The 20,185-nt window shown below is 45.3% G+C and carries 15 protein-coding genes; 3 read left to right on the top strand and 12 right to left on the bottom strand.

The window, feature by feature from the left end; genetic code table 11:
• Window positions 1-92: 92 nt before the first annotated feature.
• The 4 genes from accC to acs all read right to left on the bottom strand — a co-directional run bounded on the left by accC (window position 93) and on the right by acs (window position 4,669).
• Entirely contained in the window at window positions 93-1,436 is a 1,344-nt protein-coding gene (gene accC / locus BS333_RS13160) for an acetyl-CoA carboxylase biotin carboxylase subunit (protein WP_021710573.1), read from the bottom strand.
• Between the two features lie 14 nt (window positions 1,437-1,450).
• Window positions 1,451-1,909, bottom strand: a complete 459-nt coding sequence (gene accB, locus BS333_RS13155) for an acetyl-CoA carboxylase biotin carboxyl carrier protein (protein WP_021710572.1) — start codon at window positions 1,907-1,909, stop codon at window positions 1,451-1,453.
• Window positions 1,910-1,968: 59 nt separating this feature from the next.
• On the bottom strand, window positions 1,969-2,418 hold the full coding sequence (aroQ, locus tag BS333_RS13150; RefSeq protein WP_021710571.1) for a type II 3-dehydroquinate dehydratase: 450 nt from the start codon (window positions 2,416-2,418) through the stop codon (window positions 1,969-1,971).
• 298 nt (window positions 2,419-2,716) lie between these two features.
• Window positions 2,717-4,669 carry an acetate--CoA ligase gene (gene acs, locus BS333_RS13145; protein WP_021710570.1) on the bottom strand — a complete coding sequence of 651 codons (1,953 nt, stop codon included), beginning with the start codon at window positions 4,667-4,669 and terminating at the stop codon, window positions 2,717-2,719.
• 435 nt (window positions 4,670-5,104) lie between these two features.
• Here acs and BS333_RS13140 point away from each other — a divergent pair, with 435 nt between their 5' ends.
• Both BS333_RS13140 and BS333_RS13135 read left to right on the top strand, forming a co-directional pair.
• Window positions 5,105-6,322 carry a 3-phenylpropionate MFS transporter gene (locus BS333_RS13140; RefSeq protein ID WP_021710569.1) on the top strand — a complete coding sequence of 406 codons (1,218 nt, stop codon included), beginning with the start codon at window positions 5,105-5,107 and terminating at the stop codon, window positions 6,320-6,322.
• An 87-nt stretch (window positions 6,323-6,409) separates the two neighbouring features.
• Window positions 6,410-9,841, top strand: coding sequence for a PAS domain-containing hybrid sensor histidine kinase/response regulator (locus BS333_RS13135; protein WP_021710568.1), 3,432 nt, complete (start codon window positions 6,410-6,412; stop codon window positions 9,839-9,841).
• A 16-nt stretch (window positions 9,842-9,857) separates the two neighbouring features.
• Here BS333_RS13135 and BS333_RS13130 read toward each other — a convergent pair whose 3' ends face one another.
• The 8 genes from BS333_RS13130 to aspA form a co-directional block, all read right to left on the bottom strand.
• Window positions 9,858-10,352 carry a hypothetical protein gene (locus BS333_RS13130; RefSeq protein WP_021710567.1) on the bottom strand — a complete coding sequence of 165 codons (495 nt, stop codon included), beginning with the start codon at window positions 10,350-10,352 and terminating at the stop codon, window positions 9,858-9,860.
• Between the two features lie 99 nt (window positions 10,353-10,451).
• On the bottom strand, window positions 10,452-12,179 hold the full coding sequence (locus BS333_RS13125) for a sodium:solute symporter family protein (RefSeq protein ID WP_021710566.1): 1,728 nt from the start codon (window positions 12,177-12,179) through the stop codon (window positions 10,452-10,454).
• Between the two features lie 10 nt (window positions 12,180-12,189).
• On the bottom strand, window positions 12,190-12,453 hold the full coding sequence (locus tag BS333_RS13120; RefSeq protein ID WP_021710565.1) for a DUF4212 domain-containing protein: 264 nt from the start codon (window positions 12,451-12,453) through the stop codon (window positions 12,190-12,192).
• Between the two features lie 201 nt (window positions 12,454-12,654).
• Entirely contained in the window at window positions 12,655-13,281 is a 627-nt protein-coding gene (locus BS333_RS13115; RefSeq protein ID WP_021710564.1) for a MarC family protein, read from the bottom strand.
• Between the two features lie 156 nt (window positions 13,282-13,437).
• The gene (locus BS333_RS13110; RefSeq protein WP_021710563.1) at window positions 13,438-14,073 is read right to left on the bottom strand and encodes a response regulator transcription factor; all 636 of its coding nucleotides are present in this window, start codon (window positions 14,071-14,073) and stop codon (window positions 13,438-13,440) included.
• A 206-nt stretch (window positions 14,074-14,279) separates the two neighbouring features.
• On the bottom strand, window positions 14,280-16,118 hold the full coding sequence (locus BS333_RS13105; protein ID WP_021710562.1) for a protein-disulfide reductase DsbD: 1,839 nt from the start codon (window positions 16,116-16,118) through the stop codon (window positions 14,280-14,282).
• A gap of 158 nt (window positions 16,119-16,276) precedes the next feature.
• Window positions 16,277-17,584, bottom strand: coding sequence for an anaerobic C4-dicarboxylate transporter (locus BS333_RS13100; RefSeq protein WP_021710561.1), 1,308 nt, complete (start codon window positions 17,582-17,584; stop codon window positions 16,277-16,279).
• A 185-nt stretch (window positions 17,585-17,769) separates the two neighbouring features.
• Window positions 17,770-19,221: an aspartate ammonia-lyase gene (gene aspA / locus BS333_RS13095; protein ID WP_021710560.1), complete on the bottom strand. Its 1,452-nt coding sequence runs from the start codon at window positions 19,219-19,221 to the stop codon at window positions 17,770-17,772.
• Window positions 19,222-19,650: 429 nt separating this feature from the next.
• On the opposite strand from aspA, the gene BS333_RS13090 reads away from it, so the two are divergent.
• Window positions 19,651-20,139 (top strand): FxsA family protein, encoded by a 489-nt coding sequence (locus tag BS333_RS13090; protein WP_021710559.1) that lies wholly within the window; start codon window positions 19,651-19,653, stop codon window positions 20,137-20,139.
• Window positions 20,140-20,185 lie beyond the last annotated feature (46 nt).

Here is a 20,185-nt window from a genome sequence, read left to right as displayed (position 1 = left end):
TTTAAGTAGGTGAAACTTCGATTGGCTGGGTATTAAAACAAATAAAATGGGCTGCAAGTTGCAGCCCATTTTGAACAAGAGAAAATGAGTACTTATTGAAGGCCTAGCTTCTTCTCTAGGTAGTGAATGTTAGCACCACCGTGTTGGAAGTTCTCATCATTCATGATCGACTCTTGAAGGGTAATATTGGTTTTAATACCTTCAATAATCATTTCGCTGAGTGCATTTTTCATGCGTGAGATTGCAACGTCACGATTTTCACCAAATGTGATCAGCTTGCCGATCATTGAGTCGTAGTGTGGAGGAACCGTGTAACCTGTGTAGATGTGAGATTCCCAACGAACACCCATTCCACCTGGTGGATGGAAGCGCTCAATTTTACCTGGGGAAGGCAAGAAGCGCTCGGGATCTTCAGCATTGATACGGCACTCAATCGCATGACCTCGGATCTTAATGTCATCTTGAGTAAAGGACAGCGGTTGACCTGCTGCAACACGAAGCTGCTCTTTTATTAGGTCTACACCTGTCACCATCTCTGTTACTGGATGCTCAACCTGAATTCGTGTATTCATTTCGATGAAGTAGAATTCGCCGTTTTCGTACAAGAATTCAAATGTACCAGCACCGCGGTAACCAATCTCGATACACGCACGAGTACAACGTTCACCGATGTATTTACGCATTTCTTCAGTGATACCTGGTGCCGGCGCTTCTTCAACGACTTTCTGGTGGCGACGCTGCATAGAACAATCACGTTCACCAAGATGAATCGCACTACCTTGACCGTCTGCAATGATTTGTACTTCAACGTGACGAGGGTTTTCTAGGAATTTTTCCATGTAAACGACGTCATTATTGAAGGCCGCTTTTGCTTCTGCACGAGTCATTGCAATCGCTTGAATAAGGTCTGCTTCTGAACGGACTACGCGCATACCACGACCGCCGCCGCCGCCAGATGCTTTGATGATTACTGGGTAACCAATACGTTTAGCGTGAGCTTTGTTTTTGGTTTCATCGTCGTCGAGTGGACCGTCAGAACCTGGTACACAAGGAACGCCCGCTTTTTTCATTGCGTTGATGGCTGAAACTTTGTCACCCATCATGCGAATGGTCTCTGCTTTAGGACCAACGAAAATGAAGCCGCTACGTTCTACTTGCTCTGCAAAGTCTGCATTTTCAGAGAGGAAACCGTAGCCTGGGTGAATCGCAATAGCTCCTGTTACTTCGGCAGCAGAAATGATGCGAGGAATATTTAGGTAACTGTCGATGCCACGCGCTGGACCGATACAGACGGTTTCATCAGCAAGAAGGACGTGTTTTAGATCGCGGTCAGCTGTTGAATGCACAGCAACCGTTTTGATACCTAACTCTTTACAAGCGCGAAGAATACGAAGTGCAATTTCACCTCGGTTCGCGATGACTACTTTATCTAGCATAAGGCGAGCCTCGCTTATTCGATTACAACGAGTGGTTGGTCGAATTCAACTGGTTGGCCGTCTTCAACTAGGATTGCAGTGACAACACCTGATTTGTCAGCTTCAATCTGGTTCATCATTTTCATTGCTTCAACAATACATAGAGTATCACCAGCGGTTACGCTTTGGCCCACTTCAACGAAAGCTTTTGCATCTGGGCTTGGAGAGCGGTAGAACGTTCCCACCATTGGAGAAAGAACCTGATGACCAGCTGGTGTTGCTGGTGCAGCCGCTGGAGCTTCTGCTGCTGGAGACGCAGTAGGTGCTGCTGGTGCAGGCGCTGCAATAGGAGCTGCTGCATATTGAACGGGTGCTGCTGTAGCTGGAGCGTTACGACTGATACGTACCGACTCTTCGCCTTCAGAGATTTCTAGTTCAGCAATGCCAGACTCTTCAACTAATTCGATCAGTTTTTTGATTTTACGAATATCCATCTTTTCTTTCTCTTTTATCTTGTGATTAAGACAACCCTACAGGCTGCAGAGCATGTGGCCTATTTTATCTGCAATCTTGCTATCGCTGCAGACAGAGCGAACTCATAGCCTTGTGCGCCTAAGCCACAGATCACGCCTTCTGCTTTATCAGACAGATAAGAGTGATGACGAAATGGCTCACGTGCATGAACGTTCGATAGGTGTACTTCTATAAATGGGATAGCGACACCAAGTAATGCATCACGCAGCGCGACACTTGTATGAGTAAAAGCTGCTGGGTTGATGATAATAAAGTCCACCTTGCCATGAGCGGCATGAATGGCTTCGATTAATTGGTACTCTCGATTTGACTGAAGATGCTCTAGTTCGAATCCCGAGCTGTGAGCTTGCTCAGTTAAAGTCGCAACAATCTGTGCTAGGGTACGGTGACCATAATGTGTTGGCTCGCGTAGACCTAATAGGTTAAGGTTTGGTCCGTTTAGGACAAGAATCCGTGACTTTGCAGACATTGTGTTGCTATCTTCCTATATCGTGAGTAGAGCGTTAATATTCCCAAATATACGATAATTCGCAACGGTTTTTCTGTTGAAACCGCACAAATTCTAAAAAATAGACCAAGATTATAGCTAATTCACAGCAATTAGCAGCAAATTACTGGTCTAATCACCCTGATTGTTGTCGTGTTTGTGCAACGAAGTGAACAAAAATGAGAGGATGTTCTAGAAGTTGGTTGCCGAAATTTGACGACTAAAAAATAAGCCGCCCATGCATAGGCGGCTCAAAATCAAGCGTTTATCAGGTGAATCACTAGGCGAGCTCTGCTTTTTCTGCAATCAGCTTTTCAACCACGCTTGGATCAGCAAGTGTCGAGGTATCACCGAGATTACTGGTATCACCTGTGGCAATTTTACGCAGAATACGACGCATGATCTTTCCTGAGCGAGTTTTTGGTAATGAATCGGTCCAGTGCAACACATCCGGTGTGGCGATAGGGCCAATTTCTTTGCGGACCCAGTCTTTAACATCTTTGTGCAGCTCAGCCGATGGAAATTCTCCATCATTTAGGGTGACGTAGGCATAAATGGCTTGGCCTTTGATATCGTGAGGAATGCCGACAATCGCCGCTTCTGCAATTTTATTATGTGCAACCAACGCAGACTCTATTTCTGCTGTGCCCATTCTATGACCCGAGACATTGAGAACATCATCGACTCGGCCTGTTATCCAGTAGTACCCATCTTGGTCACGACGTGCGCCATCACTGGTAAAGTACATACCTTTAAATGTTGAAAAGTAAGTCTGCTCAAAGCGCTCATGATCACCATAAACGGTACGCATTTGGCCCGGCCAAGAATCAAGAATAACCAAATTCCCCTCTGCGGTGGTCTCTTCAATAATATTACCTAAGTTATCGACTAAGGCGGGTTGAATACCAAAGAATGGTCGAGTTGCTGAACCTGGTTTTAGATCGGTTGCACCTGGTAAAGGAGCAATTAGGATGCCACCCGTTTCAGTTTGCCACCAAGTATCCACAATCGGGGATTTTTCATTACCAATGGTCTTGTAATACCACTCCCAAGCTTCAGGGTTAATCGGTTCACCGACAGAACCCATTATACGTAGGCTTGAGCGTGTGGTTCCAGCAACGGCTTCGTTGCCTTTGGCCATCAGTGCTCGGATTGCAGTAGGTGCTGTGTAAAGGATATTCACCTGATGTTTGTCGACCACTTCACTCATACGAGCAGTACTTGGATAATTCGGCACGCCTTCGAACAGAACTGTTTTCGCACCATTGGCGAGAGGTCCGTAAATAAGGTAGGTATGGCCCGTTATCCAACCGACATCCGCCGTACACCAGAAAGTTTCTCCCGGTTGATAGTCGAAGACATATTTAAAGGTCATGGTTGCGTAAACGAGATAGCCACCAGTGGTATGTAAGACGCCTTTTGGTTTACCTGTTGAGCCAGAAGTATAAAGAATAAACAGCGGATCTTCTGCTTTCATTTCTTCTGGTGGACACACATCTGAAACCACTGCCGTTGCTTCGTGCCACCAGACGTCACGGTGCTCATGCCAATCAATGTCACCGCCAGTGCGTTTTAGTACGATAACTTTTTTGATGGTGTGTACTTCAGGGTTAGTCAGTGCTTCATCGACATTTTTCTTTAATGGTACAGCGCGACCGCCTCTTACACCTTTGTCTGCGGTAATCACCACTTTTGCATCTGAGTCGATAATGCGGCCAGATAAGGCTTCTGGTGAGAAACCACCAAAGACGACAGTATGAACCGCACCAATACGAGTACAAGCGAGCATGGCGATGGCGGCTTCAGGTACCATCGGCATGTAGAGGCAAACAACATCACCTTTAGCAACGCCTTGCTCTTTAAGTGCATTTGAAAATTTACATACCTCTTGGTGAAGTTGCTTAAAGGTCAGTGTTTTGTCATCTTGCGGGTCATCACCTTCCCATATGATGGCCACGTCATCTCCACGTTCTGCAAGGTGGCGGTCAATACAGTTGGCTGAGACATTAAGTGTGCCGTCTTCAAACCATCGAATGTCAACATGACTGGTGTCGAAAGACGTATTTTTGACTTGAGTGAATGGTTTAATCCAATCAACGATTTTTCCATGCTCACCCCAAAAACCTTCAGGATCGCTAACTGATTGCTGATACATGTTTAGGTAAGTATCATTATCCGCATGGGTATGGTTCTTAATATTCTCTTTTACCGGATAAACGTGAGCTTCACTCATGGCTTCTCTCCCTTGTGCCTTGTAAGCTGTTTCTAAGTGACGCCTTAAATCACTTAGATAAATTCATGACGTTGTGCTGCTCACTGTCCGTTACTGTGTTGAGTTATACAATTAGACTTTAGGATGAGAGTGATATGTATACAGAAACTTGGCTGAGATAAAAGTAATTATGGGAGGTGGGTCTAAAGCCTTTGTTTACGAGAGATACCAAGGAGCGATGAGCTAGAGACCTTTGAGAATATGTATACCCAAGTGACTTCAAGGGGCTGTGTTCAGTAAGGAGGCTCAACTGCGTTTATATTTCCACCATGGAAACAATATGTTGCCAACACTTCGCTTTTTATACGCGATAGAGTCTTCATAATTAAATACACTCTTCATAATTCATTGCCGCACAAAGTGTGGTGTTTGCTTGTCAATGTTAGGACGTCTTTGATGTTAACTCCCTCACCTTATGGTTGGATCTCTCAATACTTTATTGGGTTCTTTTTTGCTTATGGCGTTTACCTGCCATTTTGGTCTCTATGGTTTGAGAAGCAGGGTGTTTCACCTGCGGATATTGGTCTGCTCGTTGGGCTGGGTTTAGTCACCCGCTGTGTGGCTAATTTGACCTTAACCCCAAGGTTGCACAAAGTTGAACACTTATTACCAGCCTTGCGTTGTTTCAGTGTGCTGGCGTTGATTTTTGTTGGTTGCCATTTTCTGGTCGGCGGTAACTTTTGGCTTATGGCGGTGGTCACCATTTTGTTTAACAGTTGTTGTGGACCGATTGTCCCTGTATCTGATGCGGTGGCGAACTACTATGCTCGCTTGAAAATGCTAGATTATGGCCAAACACGACTATGGGGTTCCATTGCTTTCATTTTGGGTTCTACTGCGGTGGGTTATTTGATCACGGCTTATGGCACTGACATGATTTTGTATACCGCCATGTTCGGATTATTGGTCTCGTTTGTGTTAGCCATGCGCCTTGTTAATCCTATGCCCGTCACAGAGAGCCAGCATTTCCAACAACGACCAAGTTTGTTGGCGTTATTAAGCGATCGTGCGACCGTCAAGTTTTTATGCTTAGTGGCCCTCATTCAAGGTAGCCACGCAGCTTACTATGGTTTTAGTGCGATTTACTGGCAAGCATCAGGCATTTCCGCAGAAGTGATTGGCTATCTTTGGAGTTTAGGTGTTGCTGCTGAAGTCGCTATTTTTGCCTTGAGCAAACGTCTATTTTCTGGTTGGTCCATACGAAGCCTATTTATTATGGCTGCGTTTGGTGTGATATTGCGTTGGGGGATGACGGCAATGAGTACCGCAATGTGGGTCTTAGTGTTGGTACAACTCCTTCATGGGGTTACCTTTGCTGTTGCACATATCGCGGCAATTCAATATATCCAGCGTGCAGCAGAAAACAAAGTGGTTGTGTTACAAGCTCTGTATAACGCCATTCCACTGGGTGGCTTTATTGCTTTGATGACGATTTTAAGTGGTCGACTGTATGAGTCATGGGGAGGGAACGTTTTTTGGTTGATGGCAGCGATGGGTGGCTTGGCGTTAATGATTAAGTTAGAGCCGCAGAGGAAGGATTACTCTATTGTTGACTTATCTAAACCTTCTCAGGGAACAGATAATCCTACTTCTGTGACCAGTATAAAAGACTAACTTTTGTATCAATCAACAAAGCAGTGTTAAATGAAACCTCTCCTGTCTGGGGAGGTTTTTTATTAGAAAAATGAGCAAGGAAAGCGCATGCAAGGATGGCTGGTGGTTCCCGTTTCGTTAGTGTATTTGGGAGTTCTATTTTTAATTGCTTGGTATGGTGATAGGAATAAACAATGGTTATCAGGTTGGCGGCCTTGGATCTATAGCCTATCGATAGCGGTTTATTGTACGTCATGGACTTTTTACGGCACGGTGGGGCAGGCCAGTGTCAATCCTTGGTCTTTTTTACCCATTTATATTGCGCCTATCTTAGTCTTCACTATAGGTTGGCGTGTGCTGGCGCGATTGATCTTAATTGCTAAGCGCGAGCATATCACTTCGATTGCCGATTTTATTGCTGCGCGCTACGGTAAATCTCAGGGGTTAGCGGTTGTGGTCACGTTAATTGCGGTTGCTGGGATCCTGCCATACATCGCCCTACAATTGCGCGGTATCACCATGGGGCTAGAAATGATTGCGCCTGAGTTGGTGAATCATGAACAGTACCAAGAAGGCCGTATTTCGTTGTTTGTGGTCGGGGCAATGGCGATGTTTACCATGCTTTTTGGTACTCGCCATATTGATACAACGGAACATCATCGTGGGATGATGATGGCGATCGCCTTTGAATCGGTGCTTAAATTGGTGGCTTTTTTAGTGGTTGGAGTGTTTATTGTTTGGCTAGCCTTTAACACCGACAGTATCAATTTGGCGGAGGTCGCCACGCAAACTTATCAGTCGCCTAACGTGGCTACCTTGATGATTCATATTGTTTTAACCGCCTTAGCTATCGTGTGTTTACCGCGTCAGTTTCATACCATGGTGGTTGAAAATGAACGACCTCAAGATCTCCATGTTGCGCGTTGGTTATTTCCTTTGTACTTAGTATTGATGGGGGCTTTTGTGCTTCCTATCGCTTGGGTCGGGCAAAGTCTGTTAGCCCCTGACTTAGCTGAGAATTACGTGATCAGTGTGCCGATGGCCGTTGGTGCGGATCATATTGCCTTATTGGCCTTTTTAGGTGGGACATCAGCGGCCAGTGGGATGGTTATTGTATCAACGATTGCACTAGCGATTATGGTGTCTAATGATTTGGTGATGCCTCTTATTTTGCGCCGTTTCAAACTGTCTCAGCACAGCCATCATGATATTTCAGATCTGCTGCTACGAATTCGCCGTGGCTTAATTTTATTACTGCTTTTGGGAGCATGGCTGGTTTATCAGGCTCTAGATGGTATTCATTCACTGTCTACGATTGGCTTTCTGTCCTTTGCTGCGATCACTCAGTTTGCTCCTTCATTGATTGGCGGGATGTACTGGCGTCAAGGTAATAAAAAAGGTGTCTACTTCGGGTTGTTCGTCGGTTTTACCTTGTGGCTTATTACGTTGCTCAACCAAGCAAATATGCTGGTGGGGGAAGCTGAAAATAATGGCTTAATCTGGTTAATCACCCCTCCTGAATGGCTTGCAGGTTTTGATATCGCTTGTTCGGATTGGGGAATGATTCTGAGTGTTGGTGCGAATGCACTGTGTTTTATCATCGTGTCTTTAATGACAAGGGCAAGTGTAAGTGAGCGCTTACAATCTGCTTCTTTTATTGGTATCGGTTTAGCGGAAAGTGAAAATATTAGCCTGTATCAAAGTCGAGTGACGGTGAATGAATTGGAAATGTTGGCTTCTCGTTTTGTGGGCCGAGAGCGTATGAAGTCAGCATTTCAAACCTATTGGAAGGAACATGGTCAGATCCTCCAATCTAGCCAGCAAGCTCCGTCGAGTTTAATTCGTCACACTGAACGCGTGCTCGCTGGTGTATTTGGAGCCTCTTCTTCTAAGTTAGTACTTACTTCTGCTCTGCAGGGAAAAAACATGCGGCTTGAAGAGGTCGCGACGATAGTCGATGAAGCCTCGGAATTGTACGATTTTAGCCGAGGTCTGCTGCAAGGTGCGATAGAACACATTGGTCAAGGCATCGCGGTCGTGGATAAGCAACTTAGACTGGTAGCGTGGAATCAGCGTTATCTTGAATTGTTCGTTTTTCCTCCGGGCCTGATTCAAGTCGGCCGCCCTATTGCTGAAGTGATCCGACACAATGCTGAGCAAGGCTTGTGTGGCCCGGGCGATCCTGAGCAGCATGTACGCCGGCGGGTAGAGCATTTAGAAAAAGGTACTCGCCATACTTCCTCTCGTATTCGACCTGATGGACGTGTGATTGAGGTGCAAGGTAATCCGATGCCAGGTGGAGGGTTTGTGATGAGCTTTACCGATATCACGGTTTTCCGTCAAGCGGAACAAACGTTGAAAGAGGCCAATGAAACCTTGGAAGAACGTGTACAAGTTCGTACTCATGAGTTGGAAGCACTGAATAAACAACTGGTGATTGCAACGCAGCGTTCTGAACAAGAGTCACAATCTAAATCTCGTTTCCTTGCCGCCGTAAGTCACGACCTGATGCAACCGCTTAACGCCGCGCGTTTATTTGCCTCCTCATTATCGGAAGTGGCTAAGGATGGTGAAGTTCACCGACTTTCTTCGCATATCGAGAGTGCGTTAGGAGCCGCGGAAGATTTGATTGGTGATTTGCTGGATATTTCTCGTTTGGAGTCGGGCAAATTAGATGTGCATGCTTATGGTTTTGCCATCAATGATGTTTTGGCGAATTTGCACGCTGAGTTCAGTGCTTTGGCCAAACAGCAAAATATTCAATTTTCAATGGTGTCTTCCTCATTGATGGTGAAGTCTGACCCCAAATTATTACGTCGAGTTGTACAGAACTTCTTAACCAATGCGTTTCGTTATGCGCCGAAAGGGAAGGTTGTTTTAGGTGTTCGGCGTATTAAGGGTCAAGTTCGTATTGATGTTTGGGATAATGGCATGGGCATCGAACAAGAAAAACAACAAGAGATTTTTGAAGAGTTCAGCCGAGGCACTCAAGTACGCTCTGATCAAGGGCTAGGTTTAGGACTGGCGATTTCAAAGGGCATTGCCCAAGTATTAGGGCATCAAATTTCAATGCGCTCTTGGTTTGGTCAAGGCAGCGTGTTTTCCATTGTTTTGGACAAAGCAGAAAAGATTCAACTTGAGCTCATTCAAGAGTCAAAACGTGAGTCATCGAATGTGAGTCATTTACGAGTACTGTGTGTCGATAATGAGCCTGATATTTTGGTGGGTATGGACAATTTACTCTCTCGCTGGGGGTGTGATACCCGTCTGGCTGGCGATATTGTTGAAAGCCTCAAAATGATTGATGATGAATGGATTCCAGATGTGATTTTTTCAGATTATCGTTTGGATGATGGACGGACTGGCTTAGAAGTCTTACAGCAGTGCCGTCTACGTTTAGGTCATCGTTTCAAAGGGGTGATAATCAGTGCAGATCGGACCCATGAAGTGGTTGATGGGATTAAAGCGAACGGCTTTGACTTTGTTGCTAAGCCCGTTAAACCTCTCAAATTACGTGCGTTACTGAATCAAATAGTTTGAGGCTCTTTGTGAGCCTTTAATTCTCGGTTTCTTCAGTAAATAATGTCTCATATTTGACGAAAGGGGTTTGTGTTTCTCCGTAGTAGAGTGTGCCATTTGATTGAATGACGACACGGAGTAAACTTGCTGCTGATTGAGGCTTGTTGAGGGTAACGTACCACTGCTGGTGGCTACTATCCGCTTTAGTCATCTCAATGGGGAGTGGCTGATGGTCTGGATCATCGACGATGGACAGTTTCACTCCTTCGATAGGGTAATCTGTGCTTAAAGAGAGTTGTAGCTGATCTTCGGTCAATTTCTCTGAGCGAAAGCGAACTTTAAACTCGCCATTTTTCATATCACATAGCCCACTGGTGTAACGACAGTTAGATTGACTGGCTAATTTATAACTCTGTCCAGCTTGGGCAGCATGCGGTTTTTCACTCAAAGCAAGGTCAATACCAAAATAAGCGATGACAGAAAGCAGTGGCGCAACCAGTAAGGCGATAATGACGTGTTTATTTTTGAACATGCGGAACTCCTTTTACTCATGTTTTGTTGGGGGGGGATATCACCGCGAACGATAGCAACAAAAAGCCCCGAGTTGGGGCTTTATGCTGTCTATTGAGGTTTAGTGACTGATTGCACCACCTGCGCCTACAGGCACACGTACTTCTTCGACAAGATCTTTCACTTCTTGTGGTGTCTCTGCAGTGACTCTTGAAACCGCAAAAGCGACGAGGAAGTTAAATCCAGCACCAATGGCACCAAACGCGTTGGGCTCAATACCAAAGAACCAGTTTTTCCCCCAACTTTGTAGGAAAGTCCAATCGGCAACAAATAAAATCCCCTTATGCTGGAATACATAGAACAGCGTCAGAGTAATGCCTGCAATCATACCAGCAATGGCGCCTTCCTTATTAATCCGCTTACTAAAGATACCCATCATTAAGGCGGGGAAAATGGATGATGCGGCTAGACCAAAGGCTAGGGCAACGGTTCCAGCAGCAAAGCCGGGAGGATTTAAGCCAAGGTAACCCGCCACCGCAATCGCGACCGCCATCGATATTCGACTGGCAAGTAACTCTTTCTTTTCGGAAATGTTTGGATTAATTACGCCCTTTATCAGATCATGCGAGATGGCAGACGAAATCGCTAGGAGCAAGCCTGCTGCCGTGGAGAGTGCTGCAGCTAATCCTCCAGCCGCGACTAAAGCGATGACCCAGTTAGGGAGCTGTGCAATCTCTGGGTTAGCCAGCACCATGATATCGCGATCGACTTTTAGTTCATTAGTGGCAGGATTCGACGTATATTCGATCAAACCGTCGCCATTTTTATCATCAAAGCCAAGTAAGCCCGTTTTTTCCCAATTTTTAAACCAATCTGGACGCTCATCATAAGCTAAATGCTGACCAGGGGTCGGTGTCACTGTGTCCATCAGGTTAAGGCGAGCCATAGCAGAAACAGCGGGGGCAGTGGTGTAAAGTAACGCAATAAAAACGAGCGCCCAACCAGCTGAAGTTCTTGCATCTCGAACTTTAGGCACGGTAAAGAAACGGATGATAACGTGAGGCAGGCCTGCGGTACCTATCATCAACGATAAGGTGTACACAAACATATTTAATGTGTCGCCACGCACTTGTGTGGTGTATTCACTAAACCCAAGCTCGGTGACCACTTGATCGAGCCTATCTAGCAGATAGACATCGGTCCCATTGATGGTACTGCCTAAGCCAATTTGAGGTAGAGGGTGCCCAGTCAGCTGTAAAGAAATGAAAATTGCGGGAATAGTGTAAGCAAGAATGAGTACGCAATATTGAGCAATCTGGGTGTAGGTAATGCCTTTCATGCCGCCCATAACGGCATACATGAACACAATACACATACCAATAAGCAGTCCTGTTGCGTAGTCCACCTCAAGGAAACGGCCAAAGGCAACCCCAACCCCTTTCATCTGCCCTATAACATAAGTGACTGAGGCGATGATCAAACAAGCGACAGCGACAATGCGTGCGGCTTTGGAATAGAAACGTTCACCGACAAATTCTGGTACGGTAAATTTACCGAATTTACGCAAATAGGGAGCAAGTAATAGGGCAAGGAGAACATAGCCGCCTGTCCAACCCATTAAAAAGACAGAGCCACCGTAACCCATAAAGGCGATTAAGCCGGCCATTGAAATGAAAGACGCCGCAGACATCCAATCAGCCGCTGTTGCCATACCATTAGCAATCGGGTTAACCCCACCACCCGCGACATAAAACTCTTTGGTTGATCCAGCTCTCGCCCAGATAGCGATACCAATATAGAGCAGAAACGTCGCACCAACGACTAGGTAAGTAATTGTTTTTAGATCCATGTTAATGCCTCTACTCGTCTACGCCAAATTCACGATCGATACGACGCATTTTCCATGCGTAATAAAAGATAATGCCTAGGAAAGCATAGATTGAACCTTGCTGAGCAAACCAAAATCCAAGCTTATACCCACCTAACTGAAATTGATTAAGCTGATCGACAAATAAAATACCGCAGCCAAATGATACGACGAACCAAATGGTCATGAGTGTGATCATGAGTTTGACATTTTTATCCCAATAGGCTTTTGCTTTTTCTTTATCTTCAAATGCCATACCGTCTCCTTACGATTTACATTGATTGTTAATGAAATGTTTCATTCACTTACGTTATCAAGATAGGAAACAGAATACTTTTCAACTTTAGTCGGGATAAGAAAATACGAAAAAGCGCCCTATCAAGGGCGCTGAGTAAGAAAAGAGCGATAAGAACGATGTGAATCGTCTGTGATGTTAGCCAAAGGTCTAAAATATTTATCAGTTAATATAAAATTCTTTGATGCCAAGCAGTAAATTATTCAGTGCAACAGCGGCAAGTATTAGACCCATAACGCGGCTGATGATGGCGGCTCCGACATTGCCTATGATTTTTTGAATGGTATTGGCGCCTAGAAGTAATATTAACGTTACCAGTAACACCGCCAACATCACGCCTGCCGTCATAGCTTGATCGATAACCGAGTAGCGATTGTTGTCTGTCAGCATCACAATTGCCATCATGGCGCCAGGCGAAGCGATCGACGGTATGGCAAGCGGATAGACAGCAAGGTCAGCCAAATCGGAATGACTGACTTCTTCACTCAATTTTTGTTCTTGTTCCGGTTTGCTCTCGCCAAAAATCATACTTAAGGCAAACAGCAGTAGCACGAGTCCACCAGCGGCTTGGAAGGCCGGAAGGGGGATTTGCATTGCTTCTAGAAGGAGCTGGCCTGCAATTAAGAAAAACAGCAAGACACCCATCGCGATCGCAACGGCTTTGAGGGCCACAAGTTGGCGTTGCTTAGCGGATAGGTGCTGAGTTTGGGAGAGGTAAACAGGTACAGAACCGACAGGATCAATGACGGCCCACAGAACAACGAATTGGGTGATGAGAATACTGAGCAAAGTATGACCTTCCTGTATAAATGATGAATCGATACATAAAAAGCGCCATGGTGCAGCTTTTAACCTGTAACGTCAATTACTGAGTTTTATGTCATTTATTTAAGGTCAATAACTCAACCTTGTCTCAAATCATTTTAGGAAGTGATTGAGTTAGACTCAAAGTTCTGGCTCCATTTGCTGTAAAAGGATAACCGCTTGTGTCCTGTTTTTTACCCCAAGTTTGCGGAAAATAGCCGTCATATGAGCTTTGATGGTGGCTTCTGATACGTGCAGCTCATAAGCAATTTGTTTATTGAGTAATCCATCCGACAGCATACTGAGGACTTTATATTGCTGGGGAGTCAGTGCGGCCAACTTATCGGCTAAATCATTACAAACTTCGTTGTTGGTGATCAAATCGGCAGGGAAATAGGGATCGCCGTTGAGGACTTGGTTAAGGGCATTGACCAACTGACGCATATCACTGGATTTAGGAATAAAACCGAAAGCTCCATGACTTTTCACTTGCGTGACGACACTGGGTTCTTCGCTGGCAGAAACAACCACAACAGGTAAGTGCGGGTAATCTGCGCGTAACTGGATAAGACCTGACATGCCGTTGGCTCCGGGCATTTTTAAGTCGAGTAATACCAGATCTGGCTCGGGTTGTTTTTCTAGTAGATCAAGCAAAGTATTCAGAGTGTCGGCTTCAAGGAGGTTGGCTCCGCTGACGGCTAAATGTACGGATTGAAAGAGAGCATTGCGAAAAAGGGGGTGATCATCGGCAATGATGATGGTGTAGGTCGAGTCCATGACGTAATACACTTTTTTGACTATTTAGTTATTTGAATTATTGTCCACCTTTTAGGGGAGCGAACAATAATCAGGATTTAAAATTCTGAACCAAATCGACTTTTATTAAAAAAAACGCATATGAAATGGATGTCTAAGGAGAGATGAACGGTTACGAGTGCGCCAGTGATTAGGTACTGGCGCAGTAAGAGTATCAATTCGTTGGTTTAGAATTGATCAATGTGTTGAAGGAAAGGGGTGGCTTGGATGAAGCCGCTTAAACGAGCTTCAGGTACCGGTTCGCCATTCGCATTCCAAAACTCAATCGTCGGTAAACCTAGTACATCCATATGTTTAAGAAGCTCGATATCCTCAACTTGGTTTTTGGTTACATCGGCTTGAAGTAGCACAAACTCAGCCAGCTTCTTTTCAACTAAGGGATCATGAAAGGTGTATTTTTCAAATTCTTTACAGGCCACACACCAATCGGCGTAAAAATCCAACATGACAGGCTTTCCAGCTTGTTTGGCTAACGTCAACTGATGTTCTAGTTCAGCGATGTTAGACACGCGAATAAATTCGACTTTGATGGTTTCTGACGAGATAGCAGAAGTGGAATGGAACCAATAATTAAACACGGGTTGCGCTGAAGCAAACAGCCCAAGGACGGCAACGATTCCGACTGCGCTTTGTTTCCAGCCGCCAAATTCAAAGCTGTTCTTTATATGATACAGCCAACTGAAAGCGGCGAAGCCTAACGCCGACCACAAGATTGTCGACCAGACTTCGGGCAAAATGCGCTCCAACAGGAAAATAGGGGCAGCGAGTAAGATAAAGCCAAACAGTGTTTTGACTCTGTCCATCCATCCTCCGGCTTTTGGGAGCAACTTATTGCCAAACACAGCAACTAGAATTAGTGGGATACCCATACCCATGGCAAGAGCGTAAAGAGCGACACCACCAGTGATAAGATCGCCACTTTGTGCAACGTAAAGCAGCGCGCCAGAAAGTGGGGCGGTTGTGCAAGGGGAGCAGACTAATCCAGAAATGGCTCCCATAGCGAAGACACCTGCACCACTACCACCTTGTTGTTTGTTGCTTAGGTTATTGAGCCAAGTTTGAATGCTGCTTGGCAGTTGCAAGTTATACAAACCAAACATTGAGAGAGACAGAGTAACAAATAGCACGCTCAGGCCAATTAACACATAAGGGTGCTGCATCGCCGCCTGAAATTGAATACCAGCAGAGGCGACAACCAAGCCAAGTAACGTATAGGTGAGAGCCATGCCTTGAACATAAAGGAATGAAAGTCCTAGTGCTCTGCGTTGACTGAGCTTGCCGCTACCAAGAACGATACTGGTTAAAATCGGGTACATAGGTAGAACGCATGGAGTAAAAGCGAGGCCTACACCCAGGGCTAAAAAGAGCAGTGGAGTCCACCAGTTATCCGCTAAATTTGCAGCAAGACTGTTTTGTTGGGTACCCGTTTCAGAGGGCGTTGTCGTTGCCGATGATGGAGTGGTTGGCTTCACCTCTGCTGGTTTGGCGGAGGGCACTGATGCTTCAGTCGAAGACGCTTTCTGAGTGGCGACCTCAGAGGCCTTGAACGCACTAATCGGGATGATACGAGTTTCTGGTGGATAGCAAAAACCTGCTTTCGCACAGCCTTGATACTGAACGATAACACGAGCTTCAGGCTGCCAGTTAGATAAATTAAGATTAACGAAAAGCGGTTGACTATAGATATGTACATCACCGAAGAACTCATCTTTGTGTGGGGTACCTTCCTCCATTTCGATACTATCGAGAGTCACGTTTTCGCTCGTAAACGATAGACGCTCTTGATAGAGGTAATAACCTTCTTTTACTTGCCAATCGAGCATCAATTGCTGATTTTGTTGATAAAAGTTAAATGAAAATGCTTGTTCAACAGAGACAAAACCATCGTTTTGGTTGGTAAAGCTGCTGGTTGGTGTACTGCTGCCTTGTTGGTCACCAAACAGGGCTAGCGTGGGCGTTGAAAAGGTCATGAGCCCCAAGAGTAATACAGAAAATAATGCACGCATAAGAACTTCGTTTGAATTTAATTATTTGTTGTCAGTTTAACCTAATCAGACAGGCTTGTGATTGAATTAGTTTCATCTTTGTGGTTATTTCTCGTTCAGTAAATTATTTGAAGATAAAAAAAGGGGAGCTGTCGCTCCCCAATCAAATCAAGAAAGCCTTACAGAATAAAGCTTCCAAATATAAAGCCTAATGCCACCGCTGAGCTAATAGTGGTCACCCCTGGAATGAAGAATGGGTGGTTGAAAACATACTGGCCAATACGGGTTGAACCTGTATCATCCATTTCAACTGCTGCCAGGAGCGTTGGGTAAGTCGGTAAAACAAACAGCGCACTGACCGCAGCAAAGGAGGCAACTGCTGTTAATGGAGCTACGCCAATGGCAAGTGCTGCCGGCATTAAAGCGACGGTTGTTGCGCCTTGTGAGTAAAGCAACATTGAGGCAAAGAAAAGAACTAAAGCCAGCATCCAAGGATAATCTGCCAATAATGTTCCAGCGACTTCTTTGATGCCATCAACGTGTGCGTTAACGAAAGTTGAGCCTAACCAAGCGACACCAAGTACACAGACACATGCGGTCATACCGGAACGAAACGTGGCCGCTGAAGGAATTTTGTCAGCATCGATTTTACAACACATCACGATAGCAGTCGCGGCGGCCAGCATGATGGTCATGATGGCTTCGTTACGACCCAGAGCAGGGTTCTCGATTAAGCCGATTGAGCCTGAAATAGCGGCGGCATAACACACCACAAACGCGATCGCTGCGAGGAAGATAAAAGTGGCTTTTTTCGCGGTGGGCAAGATTTCGCGTCTAGATTCGGTGTTAAGTTTGATCAGGCCTTTTGCTAAACGCTCTTGATACTCAGGATCATCTTTTAGCTCTGAACCCATATAGTTTGCGACGAATGCACCGATCATACAGGCGATAAAGGTCGTTGGGATGCACACGGCAAGTAAGGTGAGATAATCCACTCCAAATGGTGCCAACATTGCAGCAAAGGCCACGACAGCGGCAGAGATAGGAGAGGCTGTGATGGCAATCTGTGAAGCAACGACGGCAATCGATAGCGGACGAGAAGGCCGGACACCTTGACCTTTGGCAACTTCTGCGATGACTGGTAGGGTTGAAAATGCGGTATGCCCAGTACCAGCGAGAAGCGTCATAAGAAAAGTCACAATGGGTGCATAGAAGGTGATTCTGGCAGGGTTGCGACGTAAAAAATCTTCGGCGACTTGAACCATCCAATCGAGACCACCTGCCACTTGCATCGCCGCAATCGCCGTGATGACCGACATAATGATCAAAATAACATCAACCGGAATGTAAGATTGACTGGTTGGGACACCCAGAATGAGCGATAACGCAACAACACCTGCACCACCCGCAAAACCAATGCCGATACCGCCAATTCTTGCTCCAATATAAATGAAGAAGAGAACCACAAAGAGTTCGACCATGACCATAGATTATTACCTCTTGAGTTTTAAGATTCTGATTTTTTGAATACTTGAATTTGTAGGCACTGAGGGATGAAACAAATATTCAGAAAAGTAGACTCACATTGAGAAAATATAAACCACTTAAAAAATAAGGGATTAAGTGTGCGGCCTAAAAAAGGGCCCCCTTGGGAGCCCTAAGTTGTGTGCACTTAATCGTAACGTTTTGCTTTGTAGGTTGGGTGCATAAAGTTTTCGACTGATAAGATGTCATCGAGTTCTTCAGCCGTTAATAAGCCCCGCTCGAGAACGACGTCACGGACACTCTTGCCTGTTTCTGCGCAGATCTTGCCGACAATATCCCCCTCGTGATGACCGATATACGGGTTAAGGTATGTGACGATTCCGATGGAGCTGTAAACGTAGTTCTCACAGATCTCCTTGTTGACGGTAATACCATCGATGCATTTATCACGCAGATTAACACACGCATTGTGAAGAAGAGAGATCGATTCAAAGACGCTTTGTGCGATCACAGGTTCCATAACGTTGAGCTGAAGTTGCCCACCCTCTGCTGCGAAAGAGACGGTATTGTCGTTACCGAGTACCTTAAAGCAGACTTGGTTGACGACTTCTGGAATAACAGGGTTAACCTTTGCTGGCATGATCGAAGAGCCAGCTTGCATTTCAGGTAAGTTCAGCTCGTTAAGACCTGATCGTGGACCTGAAGAAAGTAGACGAAGGTCATTACAAATCTTTGAAAGTTTGACTGCTAGACGCTTAAGTGCGCCGTGTGCCATAACATAAGCGCCACAGTCAGAGGTTGCTTCGATCAAATCTTCAGCAGGAACAACGTCTAGGCCTGTTACCTCTGCTAAGTGTTTGACGGCCAAAGCTTGGTAACCGGTTGGTGTATTCAGGCCTGTACCGATAGCGGTCGCACCCAGGTTGATTTCGAGTAGCAGTTTAGACGTGTAATCGAGTGCACGAATTTCTTCGTTTAGTGTCACGGCCCAAGCGTGGAATTCCTGACCTACCGTCATTGGCACTGCATCTTGCAACTGGGTACGTCCCATTTTAAGAACATCTTTAAACTCAGATGCTTTCAGTTCGAAGGCACCTTTTAGATATTCAATTGCTTCCATCAACTGTTGTACGCTGTTGAAAACCGCGATACGAAATCCTGTTGGGTAAGCACAGTTGGTCGACTGGCTTTTATTGACATGATCGTTTGGATTGATGAACTCATATTGGCCTTTTTCCTTGCCCATCAGTTCAAGCGCGACGTTGGCAATCACTTCATTGGTGTTCATATTGACAGAAGTGCCAGCTCCACCTTGAAATACATCTGATGGGAACTGGTCCATACATTTGCCTGTCTCAAGGATAAGATCACACGCTTGAAGAATGTAATCAGCGACGTCTTTAGGGATGGCTCCGAGCTCTTTATTGGCCAGTGCAGCAGCCTTTTTGGTCATGACCATGCCACGTACAAATTCAGGAACGTCTGAAATGGTGGTACTTGAGATGTTGAAGTTTTCTATCGCACGCAGAGTATGGATGCCATAGTAAGCATCAGCTGGAACATGACGTTGGCCGAGCAGGTCTTCCTCAATTCGTGTGGCTTGATGTGCTGTTTGTGGAGCATCAGATAGTGTAGCCATAACAGGATCCTTAGATGGTAATTCTGATATAAAGAGTGTTTTTTAGCCACATCTGCAGTTGAGAGTCCGTTCATCAGAGTATTTGGCTGGAAAATCCGTCCTGACTTAATGCGGTACATAATACTGCAGTTTGCGTATAAAAATAGTAAGTGGATCACTTTTCTTGTTATTTTAACCACGATATTTTGCAATATATAAACAGGGTTTATTTGAAGAGAAAACTGATGAGGTGGGCGCTCAAAGTAATTTCGTTGCTGCCATGATTTGGATCATAGTGAGGTTTATTTGAGCCAAGTAGAGGTTTGCCATTACACTGTACTCAAGCGACTGCATTCAAGGGGCTTTAGAGGCGTTCAATGCATCAACAGCATGCGCTATCCAGAGTAACAACTTGAATTGGCAGAGGTATATCGAAACAAAGGAGTGAGTGTGTTTCCTATTTTATTATTGGCTTTTATTCTTGTCCCAGTTATTGAGATTGGTTTGTTTATTAAAGTGGGCGGCTTTTTGGGCTTTTGGCCAACCATTGGACTGGTCTTGATTACCGCTTTTGTTGGTGCTTCTTTGGTTCGTAGCCAAGGTTTGCAAACATTGATGTCTGTTCAGACTCGCTTACAGCAAGGTGAATTGCCTGCTCAGCAAATTTTCGAAGGTGTATTGTTGGCGGTTGCGGGAGTGTTACTTTTAACCCCTGGTTTTCTGACCGATGCTTTGGGAATGACGATGTTATTACCTGCACCTCGAGCAATGATGGCCAAGTATCTCATGGCAAAAGTCGTGCTTAAGCCAATGGGAAATGGTGGTTTTCATGCTGGCTATTCAAATCATGGCCCATTCGATAGTCACTCCGAACAAGGGAAGACATTTGAAGGGGAATATGAACGTAAAGACGATGATGATCGAAACAAGCTCAATTGACTTTAATCTCAACGGAGCTTGCTGAGTGTTCATTAATAGCCCAATT

It is taken from the genome of Vibrio azureus, assembly GCF_002849855.1.
GTDB classification, from domain to species: Bacteria; Pseudomonadota; Gammaproteobacteria; order Enterobacterales; family Vibrionaceae; genus Vibrio; species Vibrio azureus.
The sequence above is the reverse complement of the archived record's forward strand: the minus strand, read 5'-3'. Positions and strand labels throughout refer to the sequence as shown.